Origin of the sequence: Massilia brevitalea, assembly GCF_030711405.1 — a bacterium.
In the GTDB taxonomy this organism is placed as follows: Bacteria; Pseudomonadota; Gammaproteobacteria; order Burkholderiales; family Burkholderiaceae_D; genus Telluria; species Telluria brevitalea.
Genome location: NZ_JAULSI010000052.1, coordinates 15,917 through 29,140, shown reverse-complemented (window position 1 = coordinate 29,140; position 13,224 = coordinate 15,917). Strand labels below are relative to the sequence as shown.

10 protein-coding genes are annotated in these 13,224 nt (G+C 66.2%); 5 read left to right on the top strand and 5 right to left on the bottom strand.

The annotated features are described in order from the left end of the window. The coding region (locus QWL29_RS23460; protein WP_305825269.1) for a hypothetical protein at positions 1-249 on the top strand (249 nt) is incomplete at its 5' end. Between the two features lie 844 nt (positions 250-1,093). On the opposite strand, the gene QWL29_RS23455 is transcribed toward QWL29_RS23460, so the two are convergent. From QWL29_RS23455 to QWL29_RS23445, 3 genes are all read right to left on the bottom strand, one after another. Continuing rightward, positions 1,094-2,221 (bottom strand): YbdK family carboxylate-amine ligase, encoded by a 1,128-nt coding sequence (locus QWL29_RS23455; protein ID WP_305825268.1) that lies wholly within the window; start codon positions 2,219-2,221, stop codon positions 1,094-1,096. A 1-nt stretch (position 2,222) separates the two neighbouring features. Then, positions 2,223-3,407, bottom strand: coding sequence for a cation:proton antiporter (locus QWL29_RS23450; RefSeq protein ID WP_305825267.1), 1,185 nt, complete (start codon positions 3,405-3,407; stop codon positions 2,223-2,225). A gap of 218 nt (positions 3,408-3,625) precedes the next feature. Continuing rightward, complete coding sequence (locus QWL29_RS23445; protein WP_305825266.1) at positions 3,626-5,011, bottom strand: metallophosphoesterase family protein; 1,386 nt, start codon at positions 5,009-5,011, stop codon at positions 3,626-3,628. Between the two features lie 134 nt (positions 5,012-5,145). Here QWL29_RS23445 and QWL29_RS23440 point away from each other — a divergent pair, with 134 nt between their 5' ends. Continuing rightward, positions 5,146-5,904, top strand: a complete 759-nt coding sequence (locus QWL29_RS23440; RefSeq protein ID WP_305825265.1) for a ZIP family metal transporter — start codon at positions 5,146-5,148, stop codon at positions 5,902-5,904. Between the two features lie 57 nt (positions 5,905-5,961). On the opposite strand, the gene QWL29_RS23435 is transcribed toward QWL29_RS23440, so the two are convergent. Next, a complete protein-coding gene (locus QWL29_RS23435) occupies positions 5,962-8,373 on the bottom strand; it encodes a catalase (RefSeq protein WP_305825264.1) in 2,412 nt (803 codons plus the stop codon). Between the two features lie 188 nt (positions 8,374-8,561). Continuing rightward, positions 8,562-10,124, bottom strand: coding sequence for a sensor histidine kinase (locus tag QWL29_RS26860; protein WP_305825263.1), 1,563 nt, complete (start codon positions 10,122-10,124; stop codon positions 8,562-8,564). 307 nt (positions 10,125-10,431) lie between these two features. Between QWL29_RS26860 and QWL29_RS23425 the strand changes: the two genes are divergently transcribed. From QWL29_RS23425 to kdpA, 3 genes are all read left to right on the top strand, one after another. Continuing rightward, positions 10,432-11,181 carry a TorF family putative porin gene (locus tag QWL29_RS23425; protein ID WP_305825262.1) on the top strand — a complete coding sequence of 250 codons (750 nt, stop codon included), beginning with the start codon at positions 10,432-10,434 and terminating at the stop codon, positions 11,179-11,181. 191 nt (positions 11,182-11,372) lie between these two features. Further along, complete coding sequence (locus QWL29_RS23420; protein WP_305825261.1) at positions 11,373-11,477, top strand: potassium-transporting ATPase subunit F; 105 nt, start codon at positions 11,373-11,375, stop codon at positions 11,475-11,477. After that, positions 11,477-13,207 carry a potassium-transporting ATPase subunit KdpA gene (gene kdpA, locus QWL29_RS23415; protein WP_305825260.1) on the top strand — a complete coding sequence of 577 codons (1,731 nt, stop codon included), beginning with the start codon at positions 11,477-11,479 and terminating at the stop codon, positions 13,205-13,207. Before QWL29_RS23420 ends, kdpA begins: the two co-directional genes overlap by 1 nt. Positions 13,208-13,224 lie beyond the last annotated feature (17 nt).

Below are 13,224 nucleotides of genomic sequence, written 5' to 3'. Positions count from 1 at the left end.
CACTCTACAGGAAAGAGTGTTGCACTTGGTTTTAGAGACTGCCCTGTTTACAAGCGCATAGGCGAGGTCATGAATGAAGCAGACGCCATTATTCATACGCTGCCGAAAAACGAGCGAACTGAGCACTTACGTGGCCTCGGTGACATGATGGGACACCTCTGGTTCAAACTTCAGCTTCCAGTTGTTCGCGAACACCGGGATCTAGACCCTGATGGCATTAGTTTTCAGAAAAAACCAAACCAAGAGTAAGAAGGTATGGCTGTAATCCGTTGGTAAGTCACTCGTAAGTTGACTGCGTTCGGCCAGAAGCGAACATCCAAGGCCTACCTCCCTGCGAACTACTGGAGAAGACCATTAGCGACGATTTCGAGCAGATCAAGAAGCAAGGAAACCGCGCGTTTATCAAGCTTTGCACCATCGTCATAATCGCTTTTGGTGCCGTTCATTACTTAGCCAAGCTAATTCCAAGTAAGCAAGAGGCATGCACCCAAACCTGTTCAGCGCTTGGCAAGAGGGGTTATCTTATGCATGTATATCCGTTAACTCAGACTGCTGGCATGGGCAGTCGGGGACCTACTGAATGCCGATGCAAACCATAGATCGGATTTAACTGAACGTCAGCGATCGTCGATAGTGGTGGTACGAAGGCTCCGTTCGAGCACCAAGAAGGCGCGAACGCGGCTGGGGCTGCGGCAGTGACATCACTTGCTGGCGTCGCCTTCACGAATGGATGCTAGCCGGCGTTTGGCAGCGTATCCTGAGGCGATACTTCGACGGGTCCAAGAGCACGACCAGATCATGTGGGATCGGGATTGCGTTGACGCTGCCAGCGTACCGGCTCCTGCCGGAGGCGAGCAAAGGGGCGAAACTCGACCGATCGCGGCGAACTCGGAACCAAACACCATTGAAAGGCTCGACGGTGGCGTTGGGCCGTCGAACGAACCTTGGAATGACTGCGCCGCTCCCGCAAATTGTGCATTCGGCATGAGCAGCGAGCGAGCAGGCATGCACCAAGCGCTTCTGCCGCTTGCCTGCTCGCTCATCTGTTGGTGATAGGTCGAGAGGCTTTGTCAGGCGCTTTCATTCTTATCCCCTACACCGGAAAATCCTCGCGGAAGCGGCGCAGCGCCGCATCGACAATGCCCTCGGTGCTGCCCGCTTCCTCGTGCGCCGCGCGCAAAAAGGCGGCATCGCTGCCGGTATGGGTCTCGTTGTACAGGTGCTCGAGCGCCGCTTCGCTACCCAGCGCCCTGGCATGCGGTTCCAGGTGGCGTAGCGTGGTGAGGATGTCTTCGCGCAGCGAGATCGTCTCGTGGGTCTGCGGGTGCACCAGGGTCCCGTCCAGCCCGAAGCGGCAGGCCTGGAAACGGTTGTAGTTGTAGACCAGGTAGTCGTCTTCCTGCGGCGGCGGTTCGTTGCGTTCCAGCAGGTGCCGGCACAGCGCCTGCAGGTAGCAGGCCAGCGCGGCGGCGCGTTCCACCGTGAGCGGCGTGTCGCAGACGCGCAGCTCGATCGTGCCGTATTCCGGCTTCGGCCGCAGGTCCCAGTAAAAGTCCTTCATGCTGCGCACGATGCCGGTGTTTTCCATGCGCGTGAAGTAGTCGCGCTCGAACGCTTCCCAACTGAGCAGGAAGGGCGCGCGGCCCGACAGCGGGAAGGCGAACACCGAATTCAGGCGCGCCGAATTGAACTGGGTGTCGCTGCCCTGCAGGAAGGGCGACGAGCTCGATAGCGCGATGAAATGCGGGATGTAGCGGTTCAGCGCATGCAGCAGGAACAGCGCCTCGTCGCCCGAACCGCAGCCGATGTGCACGTGCTGGCCGAACACCGTGAACTGCTTGGCCAGGTAGCCGTACAGCGCCGACACTTCGCGGAAGCGCGGCTTGGAAAAGATCTTCCGCTGCGACCACTGCTGGAACGGATGGGTGCCGCCGCCGCACACGCCCACGTTCAGGCGGTCGCCGGCGCGCAGCAGGGTGTCGCGGATCTCGCGTAATTCCTTCAGCAGCTCGCCGTGGTGGGTGTGCACGCTCGAATTAATCTCGATCATGCTCTCGGTGATCTCGGGCGTGACGTTGCCCGGGAATGGCGCGCGGCCGAGCAGTTCCAGCATGTCCGGCGAAGCGGCCACCAGGTCGAAGTCCGACAGGCTGACCAGCTGCAGTTCCAGCTCCACGCCCATGGTGAGTGGCTGGGATTGGGCGAATTTTTCAAGTGCCATGTCAGATTTCCTTTCCGGCGCGGGTTTCGTTGGCCCAGATGACGGCGCGTTGCGTGAGGATCGGGCCCGCCACATCCAGCAGCAGCATGACCGCCGCCAGCGGCGCCAGGCTGTTGAACAGATCGACGCCGATCCAGCGCGTCTGCTCCATCAGCAGGATGGCGAACACCGCCATTGGCGTGAGCGCCAGGCCGGATAGCGCGCCCTTGCGCGCCGAAATGCCCGAGACGCGCGCGAACGCAGTGCAGATACCGACCTTCACGACCGCACGCACCGCCACCAGCAGCAGGCCCAGGGCCAGGCCGCCGCCGATCTGCTCGATCTCCACCTTGGTGGCGACAAAAAAGAACATCAGCACGGTCAGCAAATCGCCCAGCACGCCGAAGTTGCGCTGGGCCGGGCTGAGCGCGATGCGGCGGTGGCGCGCCACCAGGCCGAAGGTCAATGCCGCCAGCACCGGCGACAGCGGCAGCACCGAGGTGATCGCCACCAGCAGCACCACGGCCAGGGCAAACGCCAGGGTGGCGTCGCGCGAGGCGTCGATGATGCGCAGCCAGAACGGCACCAGGGCGCCGAACAGCGCACCGAGGCCGCTCGACGCCACCAGCACCAGCGCGCTGCTGCCGGCCGCGTGGGTCAGGTCGCCCGAGGTCTGGAACACGCCGATGCCGACCACGATGTTGAAGGTGAAGACCGCCATCACGCAGTTCAGGGCGGTCAGGTGCATGGCCCGTTCCGTCACCTGGCCGGAAGCGCCCTGCTCGTTCAGCACGCGCAGCAGGCCGGCCGGGGAACTCGACATCGCCAGCGAGGCAGTCAGCGCGGCGGGCAGGCGCTCCATGCCGAACCAGGACGCGACCAGGTAGACGGCGCCGAAGGTGCAGATCGCTTCCAGCAGCGAGGTGACGACGATCCAGGGATTGTTCTTCAGCCAGCGCAGGTTGATGCGGTAGCCGAGCTCGAACAGGATCAGGCCGAAGCCGAGATTCGCGAGCCACATGAAGTTCTTGGCTTCCGAGGGCGGCAGGTAGCCGGCGGCCAGGTTGCCGAACACGAAGCCGGCCAGGCCGTAGACGGCGATGCGCGGCAGCGCGGTCCAGCGGTAGACCAGTTCGCCGGCCATCCAGGCGAGCGTCATGGCCAAAGGCCAGGCGAGTTGGAGACCGAGGTCGGAATAGTCGAGCATGCGTCGTGATCCTCCAGGCAGGACGGGAGTGCGACGTGCACCACCGGGCGGTGGGCCTCCCGCGAAAAACGGCCCCCGGGGTGCCCGGGGGCCCAAAAGAAACGTGTTGTACGCCTCATCGCTGATCGCAAGCCCGCCATCGCGGCGGCTCCCGATGGGCTCTATATTGCCTGAGAAATATTCTACTGGCAATTATATTTGGGTAAATGTACTTACCACTATTTTACTTGTGCCACCTCGCATTGCGACTTGCGGCCTTTCACGGTGCAGCTGTTGCGCTGCTTGCCGTCGCGGTCCATCACCAGCACCCGCCACGCATCCGGGCCGGTGCGCTCCATGGTCATGAAGCCGAAACCGTCGATCCACGAGCTCATCGTTTCCACAATGGCGCCCGGGGCCGGCGTCTGGCCGGGCGCCACACTGGCGGGCAGCGGCACGATGTCCTCGGCGGTGCCGGAGAAGCCGGCCACGAACTGGGTCGGGTGTGGCGTCGAGAAGCTGGTCTGCTCCCACAGGTGCACGTGGCCCGACAGCAGCATGCTCACCGAGCGCGGGAAGTAGCCCGGATCGACGTCGCCAAAGGCGTCGAGCAGGCCCTTGTCGCCGCCGAACAGGGTGATCTCGCCGGTCTGGGCGTCGCGGTTGGCGCCGAAGGCGAACAGCGGATGGTGGTCGACGCCGATGTTGTACTGCGCAACCTTCGCCAGGGCCTCGACCTTGCGGTAGGTGTCGGCATAGCGAGCGCGCCGCACGTCGGTCTTCGGCAGGCCTTTCCAGTTCGTATTGGCGGTGTCAAAGACGATCAGCTGCGCGCCGCCGCCGAGCGGCACGGCGTACGGGTCGCTGTAGTCGCCGGTGGCGTCGTTTTCCGGCTTGTCGCAGTCGCGGCCGGTCTCGAACGGACGCGGATCGAGGTAGCGCCACCAGCCCTGCCCGGCGCGCGTGCAGTTCTCGTGGTTGCCGCGCGCGACGACCCAGGGCGCCGCGGCCAGCAGGGTCCTGGCCGGCGTGAAGAAGTCGGCGGCCCAGGCGTCAAAGCCATAGCCGTAGGGGCTGCCGGCGCAGCCGGGACGATCGCTCGGACACGGGTCTTCGCGGTAGTGGTAGTCGCCGACGTGGATCACCAGGTCCGGCTTGAAGGCAGCGGCGCTGGCGGCAACCGTGGAGAACGGGAATGACTTCGGATCGTTACAGTCCTGGAAGTCCTTACCCTTCAGGCGGCAGCCGGTGTCGCCGATGACCACGATGCGGTGCGGTTCGGCTTTTGGAACCGGCAGCCGCTTGCCGTCCACCTGCGCCGTGAAGCTGCCCGCAGGGATTGGCGCTTCGCAGGTCAGCACCGCGCTCGATGGCGGCGTGTGCACTTGGCCAGCGCGCGCCGGGATGCTGGAATACGGCACGCGCACGCGCATCGGCATCAGGTGGCCGTCGACCTGCAGCGGCGGACAGGCTTGCGCGGCTGTGATCACGCGCGCGATGGCCTGGCCATTCTCGCCAATCAGGACGAAGGCGGATTCGGTATGGGATGGCGCGGGCGTGTAGGCCGCGCAGCCGGCCAGGATGGATGCGGCGGCCAGCGCCGCAAGTCGTGAAGAGGGGAACAAGGTCGGGCTGCCTTTCCTGCAAAAGCCCCGAATGTAGCACAGCCGTATGACGCGCCGATGAAAGCGCGCACCCGGACACCGCCCCCGCCGCGCTCCGTAGTACCATTTCAACAAACACAACAATGGAGATCCATTTGAGCATTCCCGTCTGGCTGCAAGCCGGCTTCTGGGGCCTGGTTGCCGGGGGCGCCCTGCTGCTGGGCGCCTTCGCCGGCTACAAGTTCGCGGTCCCGCCGCGCCTGATCGCCGCCATCATGGCCTTCGGCAGCGGCGTCCTGATCTCCGCCCTCTCCTTCGAATTGATGGAAGAAGCCTTTCATACCGGCGGCTTCACGGCCACTGCGCTCGGCTTCCTCGGCGGCGCGGCGGTCTACACCCTGGCCAATTGGTGGCTCTCGCACCGCGGCGCACGCCACCGCAAGCGCTCGGGCGACCAGCAGGCCAAGTCCGACGAAGGCGGCAGCGGCGCGGCGATCGCCGTCGGCGCCCTGCTCGACGGCATTCCAGAATCCATCGTCATCGGCCTGTCGATGCTGGGCGGCGGCAAGGTCAGCATGGTGGCGGTGGCGGCGATCTTCCTGTCCAACGTGCCCGAGGGCCTGTCGAGCGCGGCCGGCATGAAAAAGGCGGGGCGCTCGGCAGGCTACATCTTCGGCATCTGGGGCGGGATCGCACTGGCTTCGGGCGTGTCGGCGCTGATCGGGTACACGGTGTTCGAGGGATTTTCGAACGAGGTGGTGGCGGCGACGACCGCGGTGGCGGCCGGGGCAATCCTGGCGATGCTGGCCGATACGATGATTCCCGAGGCCTTCCAGGAGGCGCACGATTTTGCGGGCCTGATCACGGTGGCGGGCTTCCTGTCGGCGTTCGCGCTCAGCAAGATGGGCGGCTGACCGGGTCGGCACCGCCTGTCCCGGAGCACGCCGATGCCCTCGAACACGGCAAGGCATTCACACCCGCGGCGGATCCGTCTCCCGCGCATACACCCGGTGCCGCACGATCGCCGCCTTGAAGGCCGCAAACGCCGCCGCCGGCGCGCCTTCTCCCAGGATCAGCCCCCAGTCCTCGCTGCCGTCCGGCAGCCGGGGCGGAATCCCGGCCGCCTGCAGCAGCCCGGCGCCGTTCCCCAGCGCCAGGATCGGCTTCAGGTGGCGGTACTGCTCGCGCACGAATTCGAGGGCGCGGCCGTCGCGGCTGAGGGCCAGCATGGCAGCATCGCCGGGCGGCAGGACCAGGGCGTCGTACAGCACCGCCGGCCCGGTCTCCAGCGTGATCTCGATGTCGAGCGGATGCCCATTGGTCGACTCGGCCTTGCCCAGGCGCTGGCCGACCAGGCGCGGCTGGGCGCCCTCCTTCAGCAGCGCGGCGTACAGCTCGCGCACCGTGTCGCCATCGACGCCGGCCGCCACCAGGATCGCGATGCGGCGCGTGCGGATGCCGGTCTTGCCGGGCCGCGCGAACAGCGACAGCGGCGCCGAAGCCTGGTAGTCCGGCACCGGCAGCTCGGTGGCGCGCGGCAGCGGACTCGGGACCGGGATGCCGAGCTGGCTCGCCACTGCCTGCGCCAGCGCCGGGTCGACGTTCACCAGGCCGGCCACGATGCGCTCGCGCACAGCCGGCGTCTGCACCCGCGTCAGCTCGAAGCGGTAGGCGTTGATGATGTGGGCCTGCTCGACCGGCGTCTGGCTGTTCCAGAACAGGCGCGCCTGGCCATAGTGTTCGGCGAACAGCTCGGGTTTTCCGCGCACCTTGCTGCCCTCGGCCGGTTCCGGATAGCTGTTGAAGCCGCGCGCCCCGGCCTGGAACGGACAGCCCCCGGCCAGCGAATTCGGCTCGTAGGCAACGCGGCCGCGGTTGACGGCCTGGCGGTGGAAGCCGTCGCGCCCGTTGTTGTGCACCTGGGCGACCGGCGAATTGATCGGGATTTCGTGGAAGTTCGGGCCGCCCAGGCGCGTCAGCTGGGTATCGACGTAGGAGTGGATGCGTCCCTGCAGCAGCGGGTCGTTGGTGAAGTCGATGCCGGGGATGACGTGGGCCGTGCAAAAGGCCACCTGCTCGGTCTCGGCAAAGAAGTTGTCCGGATTGCGGTCCAGGACCAGGCGCCCCACCGCGCGTACCGGCGCCAGTTCCTCGGGCACCAGCTTGGTGGCGTCGAGCACGTCGAACACGCCGAATGCCGCCGCTTCCCGTTCGGTAAACACCTGCAAGCCGAGTTCCCATTCCGGGAAGTGGCCGGCCTCGATGGCTTCCCACAAATCGCGCCGGTGGTAGTCCGGGTCGGCGCCGGCCAGCTTCACGGCTTCGTCCCAGACCAGCGAGTGCGTCCCTTGCAGCGGCGTCCAGTGGAACTTCACGAAGCGCGACTCGCCGGCGGCGTTGATGAGGCGGAAGGTGTGCACGCCGAAGCCCTGCATCATGCGGTAGCTGCGCGGAATCGCGCGGTCGGACTGGACCCACATCAGCATGTGGAAGATTTCGGGCGAGAGACCGGCGAAATCGTAGAAGGTGTCGTGCGCGCTGGAAGCTTGCGGGATCTCGTTGTGCGGCTCGGGCTTCACCGCGTGGATGATGTCGGGGAACTTCATCGCGTCCTGGATGAAGAACACCGGGATGTTATTCCCGACCAGGTCCCAGATGCCTTCGTCGGTATAGAACTTGGTGGCGAAGCCGCGCACGTCGCGCACGGTGTCGGCGGAGCCGCGCGAGCCGGCCACGGTGGAAAAGCGCACGAACACCGGCGTCTTCTTGCCCGCTTTCGCAAACGGCGCGGCGCGCGTGATGCCCGATAAATCCTGGTAGTTCTCGAAGTAGCCATGCGCACCCGATCCGCGCGCATGCACCACCCGTTCCGGAATGCGCTCATGGTCGAAATGGGTGATTTTTTCGCGCAAAATGAAATCTTCCAGCGCCGTCGGGCCGCGCAGGCCGATCTTCAGCGAGTCCTGGTTGTTCCCGACCTTCACGCCCTGGTTGGTGGTGAGTGCGCGGCCGCTGTCGTCCACGCGCACCCGGTCCAGCGGGCCGTTCAATGGGTTCTGGCCGATCCCGGGCGTGCCGTCGCCGGTCTTGGGCGAGGCGATGTCCTCGGTGGTGGTGCTAGCCGTGGCCAGCGGCGTCGAGGGCGTGTGGCGCGCGCCTTCGTGCGGCTGCCAGGCATCCTCGCCGTATTCGAGTTGCTTGGTCGGGTTGAAGGGCATCTCGGCGGCCAGCGCCATGTCGGCTACCACCTTGTCCAGCAGGCGCTCGCTTTCGGGCGTCTTGGCGCCCAGGCTGGACGGCGGCTTCGCGTCCGCAGGTCCTGCAATGGTGCTGAGGATGGAGCCGGCGCCGTCGAGCGCCCCGTTCTTCTTGCGTGTGGCCATGGGTTACCTCATCAATTGATTGTCGGATAGATGGCGCACAAACCCCGCATCGGCCTATGTGTGACGTAAGGCAAGATGCGGGAAAAGCTGGCGCTCAATTGACGAGTCTGCTTTTGCTGTTCGACCTGTACTTTGATCTCAATCAAGCAGAGTGATCGTGCAGAGGGAACTGATAGGTAGGCTGGAGGTCAACCGGGCTTCGCACTAGTTGCGTTGGCGAGTGGCAGCGTTACCGTAAATGTACTGCCGCACCCTGCCCCGGCGCTGTCGGCGCGCACGCTGCCGCCCTGCATTTCGGTCAGGCGCTTGACCAGGGCCAGGCCCATGCCCAGGCCGCCTTCCGCGCGCTCCGGCGTCAGTTCGGCCTGAGTGAACATCTCGAACACGCGCGGCAGCAGCGCGGGCGCGATGCCGGCGCCGTTGTCATGCACCGCCAGCCTGGCCTGGCCGGCGTCCGCGCGCAGGGTCACGCGCAATTGCCCGCCGGGCGGCGTGTACTTGGCGGCGTTGTTCATCAGGTTGACCAGCACCTGCACCAGGCGCTTGCCGTCGCCCAGCACCCAGACCGCCTGCAGGTCGGCGTCGATGCGGCAGGCGTGGTTGCGGCGTTCGATCAGCGGCCGCACCTGCTCGTGGGCGGCGCCGATCACGGCGTGCAGGTCGACCGGCGCGCGTTCCAGCGCGATCTGGCCGCTGCGCACGCGCGACACATCCATCAAATCCTCGACCAGGGTCACCAGGTGGTCGACCTGGCGCTCGATGATGCCGCTCATGCGCTGCAATTGCGCGTTGTCGCTGGCGCCCACCCGGCCCAGCAGCTGGGCGGTGGCCTTGATCGGCGCCAGCGGGTTGCGCAGCTCGTGCGCGAGCGTGGCGAGGAACACGTCCTTGCGGCCATCGGCGTCGTGCAGCTCCTGCATGGTGCGGCGCAGTCCGGCCTCGGCACGCTGGCGCGCCCGTTCGACCGCGTGCAGCTGCAGGCAGAGGCGCCAGATGATCACGGTGAACGCCACGATCGTGCCCCATACCAGCAGCGGCAGTGCGGTGCCGGCGTCGTACAGGCCGGCGTCGAGGGCGAGCGTGACGGCGACACCGAGCAGCAGCGGCACGCCGATGGCCGCCAGCAGCAGGCGGCGCGCGATGCGGATTGCCGGCGTGCGGCCGGTGACGGCGGCCATGATGCCCAGCCGCGGACGCAGGAACAAAATACCGGTCGCCAGGGCCATCGCCGCAATCGTGGTCGGTATCGCGACGCCCTGGCCCGGCAGCACCTGGAACAGGAAGGTATCGCGGAAAAAATAGCCGCCGGCGTTCAGCAGCGAGACCAGGAACACGCCCATCGCCATCGACTGCGCGCCGACGGTCCAGCGGCGCAGGACCGTCAGCACCAGCGCCGCGCCGAGCGCCGTGTACAGCGCCGACGAGAACAGCGACGACAGGCTGGCCGCGCTCTGGGTGCCGAGCGCGCTGGCCAGCAGCGGCCCCACGGGCAGCCCGGACAGGTGCCCGAGCAGCATCACCAGGGCGCTCAGCGTCACTGCCGCGCCACTGGCCAGGGCGGCAAAGCGCAGCGGGCGCCGGCGCGCCTGGCAAGCCAGGCTGACGGCGGCGAGGAAGACCAGCAGCGCGCTGGCCGGCACCATCTTCGGCAGCGAAGGGCGGATCGAAATCAGCAGGGGCAGATCGAACAGCCAGCCGCCCGCATTCGCCAGCGCGATCGCAACGCACAGCAGGGCGGCAGATTTGGGCACTACGGAACTGGAGATCATTCGGTCCACTTTCGGAGGTCGTCCTTGTGTGCCTTTTGGCGTGCGTGGGAGAAAGCGCGGGCGCTGGGAGCCGGCTCGGCATTAATCCGGGCAATGTTATCAGCTTACTATTAAGCGATCCTGAAGGGGGAAGAGCTTGTGTGCGGCTTTCCCGTATTGATGGGGTCTTTATTCTGTGCGCGAGCCTTTTTAGACCATCTTTACGGGGCCGCCGATAAGCTGGCCGGGCTGTTTTGATGCGCCCGCCGGACCGTTCCGGCGGGTTCGACCGTCCGTCCGAAAGAGACCCATGAAGATCACCCTCCTGGCAGCCGCCCTGTCCACCGTCCTGTCCAGCCTCGCCGGCGCCGCCCACGCAGCCGACGCCACCGACTCCACCCTCAGCGCGAATGCCGCCCTCACCTCCGACTACCGCTACCGCGGCATCTCGCAAACCCGCCTGCAGCCGGCCGTCCAACTGGGCGCCGACTACGCCGCGGCCTCCGGCTGGTACGCCGGCGCCTGGGCCTCGTCGATTACCTGGACCCGCGACGCCGGCGGCTCGGGCAGCATCGAGGCCGACCTGTATGGCGGCCGGCGCGGCGAGCTGGGTGGCGGCGTCAGTTACGACGCCGGCCTGCTCGGCTACGTCTACCCGTCGAACGGTCTGTCGAAGGTCAGCGGGTTCGACAACGCGAATACCGCGGAAGCCTACGCCCAGCTTGGTTACGGCGTCGCCACCCTGAAGTATTCGCACAGCCTGACCAACCTGTTCGGCGTGCCGGATTCCCATGGCAGCGGCTACCTCGACCTGAACCTGAACCTGGCAGCCGGCGACAAAACCACGATCAACCTGCACGCCGGGCGCCAGCGCGTGCGCCACGTAAGCGCGTCCAGCTACACCGACTGGAAGGCCGCCGTGGCCCACGACTTCGGCATTGCCACGGTGACCCTGGCCGCCGTCGGCACGAATGCCGGCCGCAGCGCCTACGCCTCGCCAGCGGACGGCCAGTTCCTCGGCAAGCGGGCGCTGGTCTTGAGCGTCGGCCGCACCTTCTGAACCGTTTTTACATTTCCTTTACACCGGCGGGCCAGGTCTTTACCCCATCTTGAGACGGCCCGTCTTACGCTTCCTACAACAAGAACAACCCGAGGGTTATCCATGGATGTGATCTTCATTGCCGCGCTGGGCGGCTTTACGGCGCTGTGCTGCGCCCTGGCGGCGCTGTGCGCGCGCCTGGAGGGCGGCAAATGAGCGGCCTCGCAGCTAACAGCTTATATCTAGGTGCCGGAGTGCTGGCCGGCGCCCTGCTCGTCTACCTGGTCTACGCGCTCCTGAAAGCGGAGGACCTGTGATGACGACCCAATCGATGCTGCTGCTCGCAGCCTTCTTGCTTGTACTGCTGACCCTGGCCTGGCCGCTGGGCCTGTTCATGGCCCACGTCGCCGGGCGCGAGGCGGTGCCGGGCATGCGCCTGCTGGCGCCGGCCGAACGCCTGCTGTACCGCGCCGCCGGCCCCGCCGCCGCGCAGGACCAGGGCTGGCGCGGCTACGCGGTCGCGCTCCTGCTCTTCAACGGCGTCGGCGCCCTGTTCACCTATGGCGTCCAGCGCCTGCAAGGCATGCTGCCGCTGAACCCGCAGGCCCTGCCGGGCGTCTCGCCGGATTCCTCGTTCAACACCGCCGTCAGCTTTGTCGCCAACACCAACTGGCAAGGCTACGGCGGCGAACAGACCATGAGTTACCTGAGTCAGATGCTGGTCCTGGCCGGCCAGAACTTCTTCTCCGCCGCCACCGGCATCGCCGTCGCCTTTGCCCTGATGCGCGCCTTCAGCGCGCGCTCCAGTGGCGCCATCGGCAACTTCTGGGTCGACCTCACCCGTTCGACCCTGTACGTACTGCTGCCGCTGTCGCTGCTGTTCGCGCTGTTCCTGGTCAGCCAGGGCGTGATCCAGAACTTCGAGGCATATAAGGAAGTGGCGCTGATCGACGCCAATGCAGGCGCCGGCAGCCAGTTGCTGGCCATGGGTCCCGTCGCCTCGCAGGAAGCCATCAAGCTGCTCGGCACGAATGGCGGCGGCTTCTTCAACGCCAACTCGGCCCATCCCTTCGAGAACCCGACCGCGCTGGCCAATTTCGCGCAGATGCTGGCGATCTTCCTGATCCCGGCGGCGCTGTGCTTCACCTTCGGGCGCATCGTGAACGACCGGCGCCAGGGCTGGGCCGTGCTGGCTGCCATGACGCTGCTGTTCGTGCTCGGCGCGGTGGCGCTTGCTGGATTCGAGCAGCAGGCCAACCCGGTACTGCAGGCGCTCGGCGTCGACCAGGCCGTCAGCAGCCTGCAGGCCGGCGGCAACATGGAAGGCAAGGAAGTGCGCTTCGGCGTCGCCGCCAGCAGCCTGTTCGCGGCCGTCACCACCGCTGCCTCCTGCGGTGCGGTGAACGCCATGCACGATTCCTTCCTGCCCTTGGGCGGCATGGTGCCGCTGGTGCTGATGCAGCTGGGCGAAGTGGTGTTCGGCGGCGTTGGCTCGGGCCTGTACGGCATGCTGGTGTTCGCCATCCTGGCCGTGTTCGTGGCCGGCCTGATGATCGGCCGTACGCCGGAATACCTGGGCAAGAAGATCGGGGCCTTCGAGATGAAGATGGCCGCCATGGTGATCCTGGCGGTACCGGTGCTGGTGCTGGCCGGGACCGCGATTGCGGTGGTGGCCGACGTCGGCAAGGCCGGCCTTGCCAATCCCGGCGCGCACGGCTTCAGCGAAGTGCTGTACGCCTTCACCTCGGCCGCCAACAACAACGGCAGCGCCTTTGCCGGGCTGTCGGCGAATACGCCCTTCTACAACACCATGCTGGCGATCGCCATGTGGTTCGGGCGCTTTGCCGTGATCGTGCCAGTGCTGGCGATTGCCGGTTCGCTGGCCGCCAAGCAGCGCCTGAACGCCACCGCCGGCACCCTGCCGACCCACGGCCCGATGTTCGTGTTCCTGCTGGTGTCCATCGTGGTGCTGGTCGGGGTGCTGAACTACGTGCCCGCGCTTGCCCTTGGCCCGGTTGCAGAACACCTGCAGCTGTTCGCCCGCTGAACCATCTTTGGAGTACA

Coding starts and splice junctions, on each gene's coding strand:
- QWL29_RS23455 (WP_305825268.1), bottom strand. CDS start 2,221: ATGGCACTTGAAAAATTCGCCCAATCCCAGCCACTCACCATGGGCGTG.
- QWL29_RS23450 (WP_305825267.1), bottom strand. CDS start 3,407: ATGCTCGACTATTCCGACCTCGGTCTCCAACTCGCCTGGCCTTTGGCC.
- QWL29_RS23435 (WP_305825264.1), bottom strand. CDS start 8,373: ATGGCCACACGCAAGAAGAACGGGGCGCTCGACGGCGCCGGCTCCATC.
- QWL29_RS23425 (WP_305825262.1), top strand. CDS start 10,432: ATGAAGATCACCCTCCTGGCAGCCGCCCTGTCCACCGTCCTGTCCAGC.
- QWL29_RS23420 (WP_305825261.1), top strand. CDS start 11,373: ATGAGCGGCCTCGCAGCTAACAGCTTATATCTAGGTGCCGGAGTGCTG.
- kdpA (WP_305825260.1), top strand. CDS start 11,477: ATGACGACCCAATCGATGCTGCTGCTCGCAGCCTTCTTGCTTGTACTG.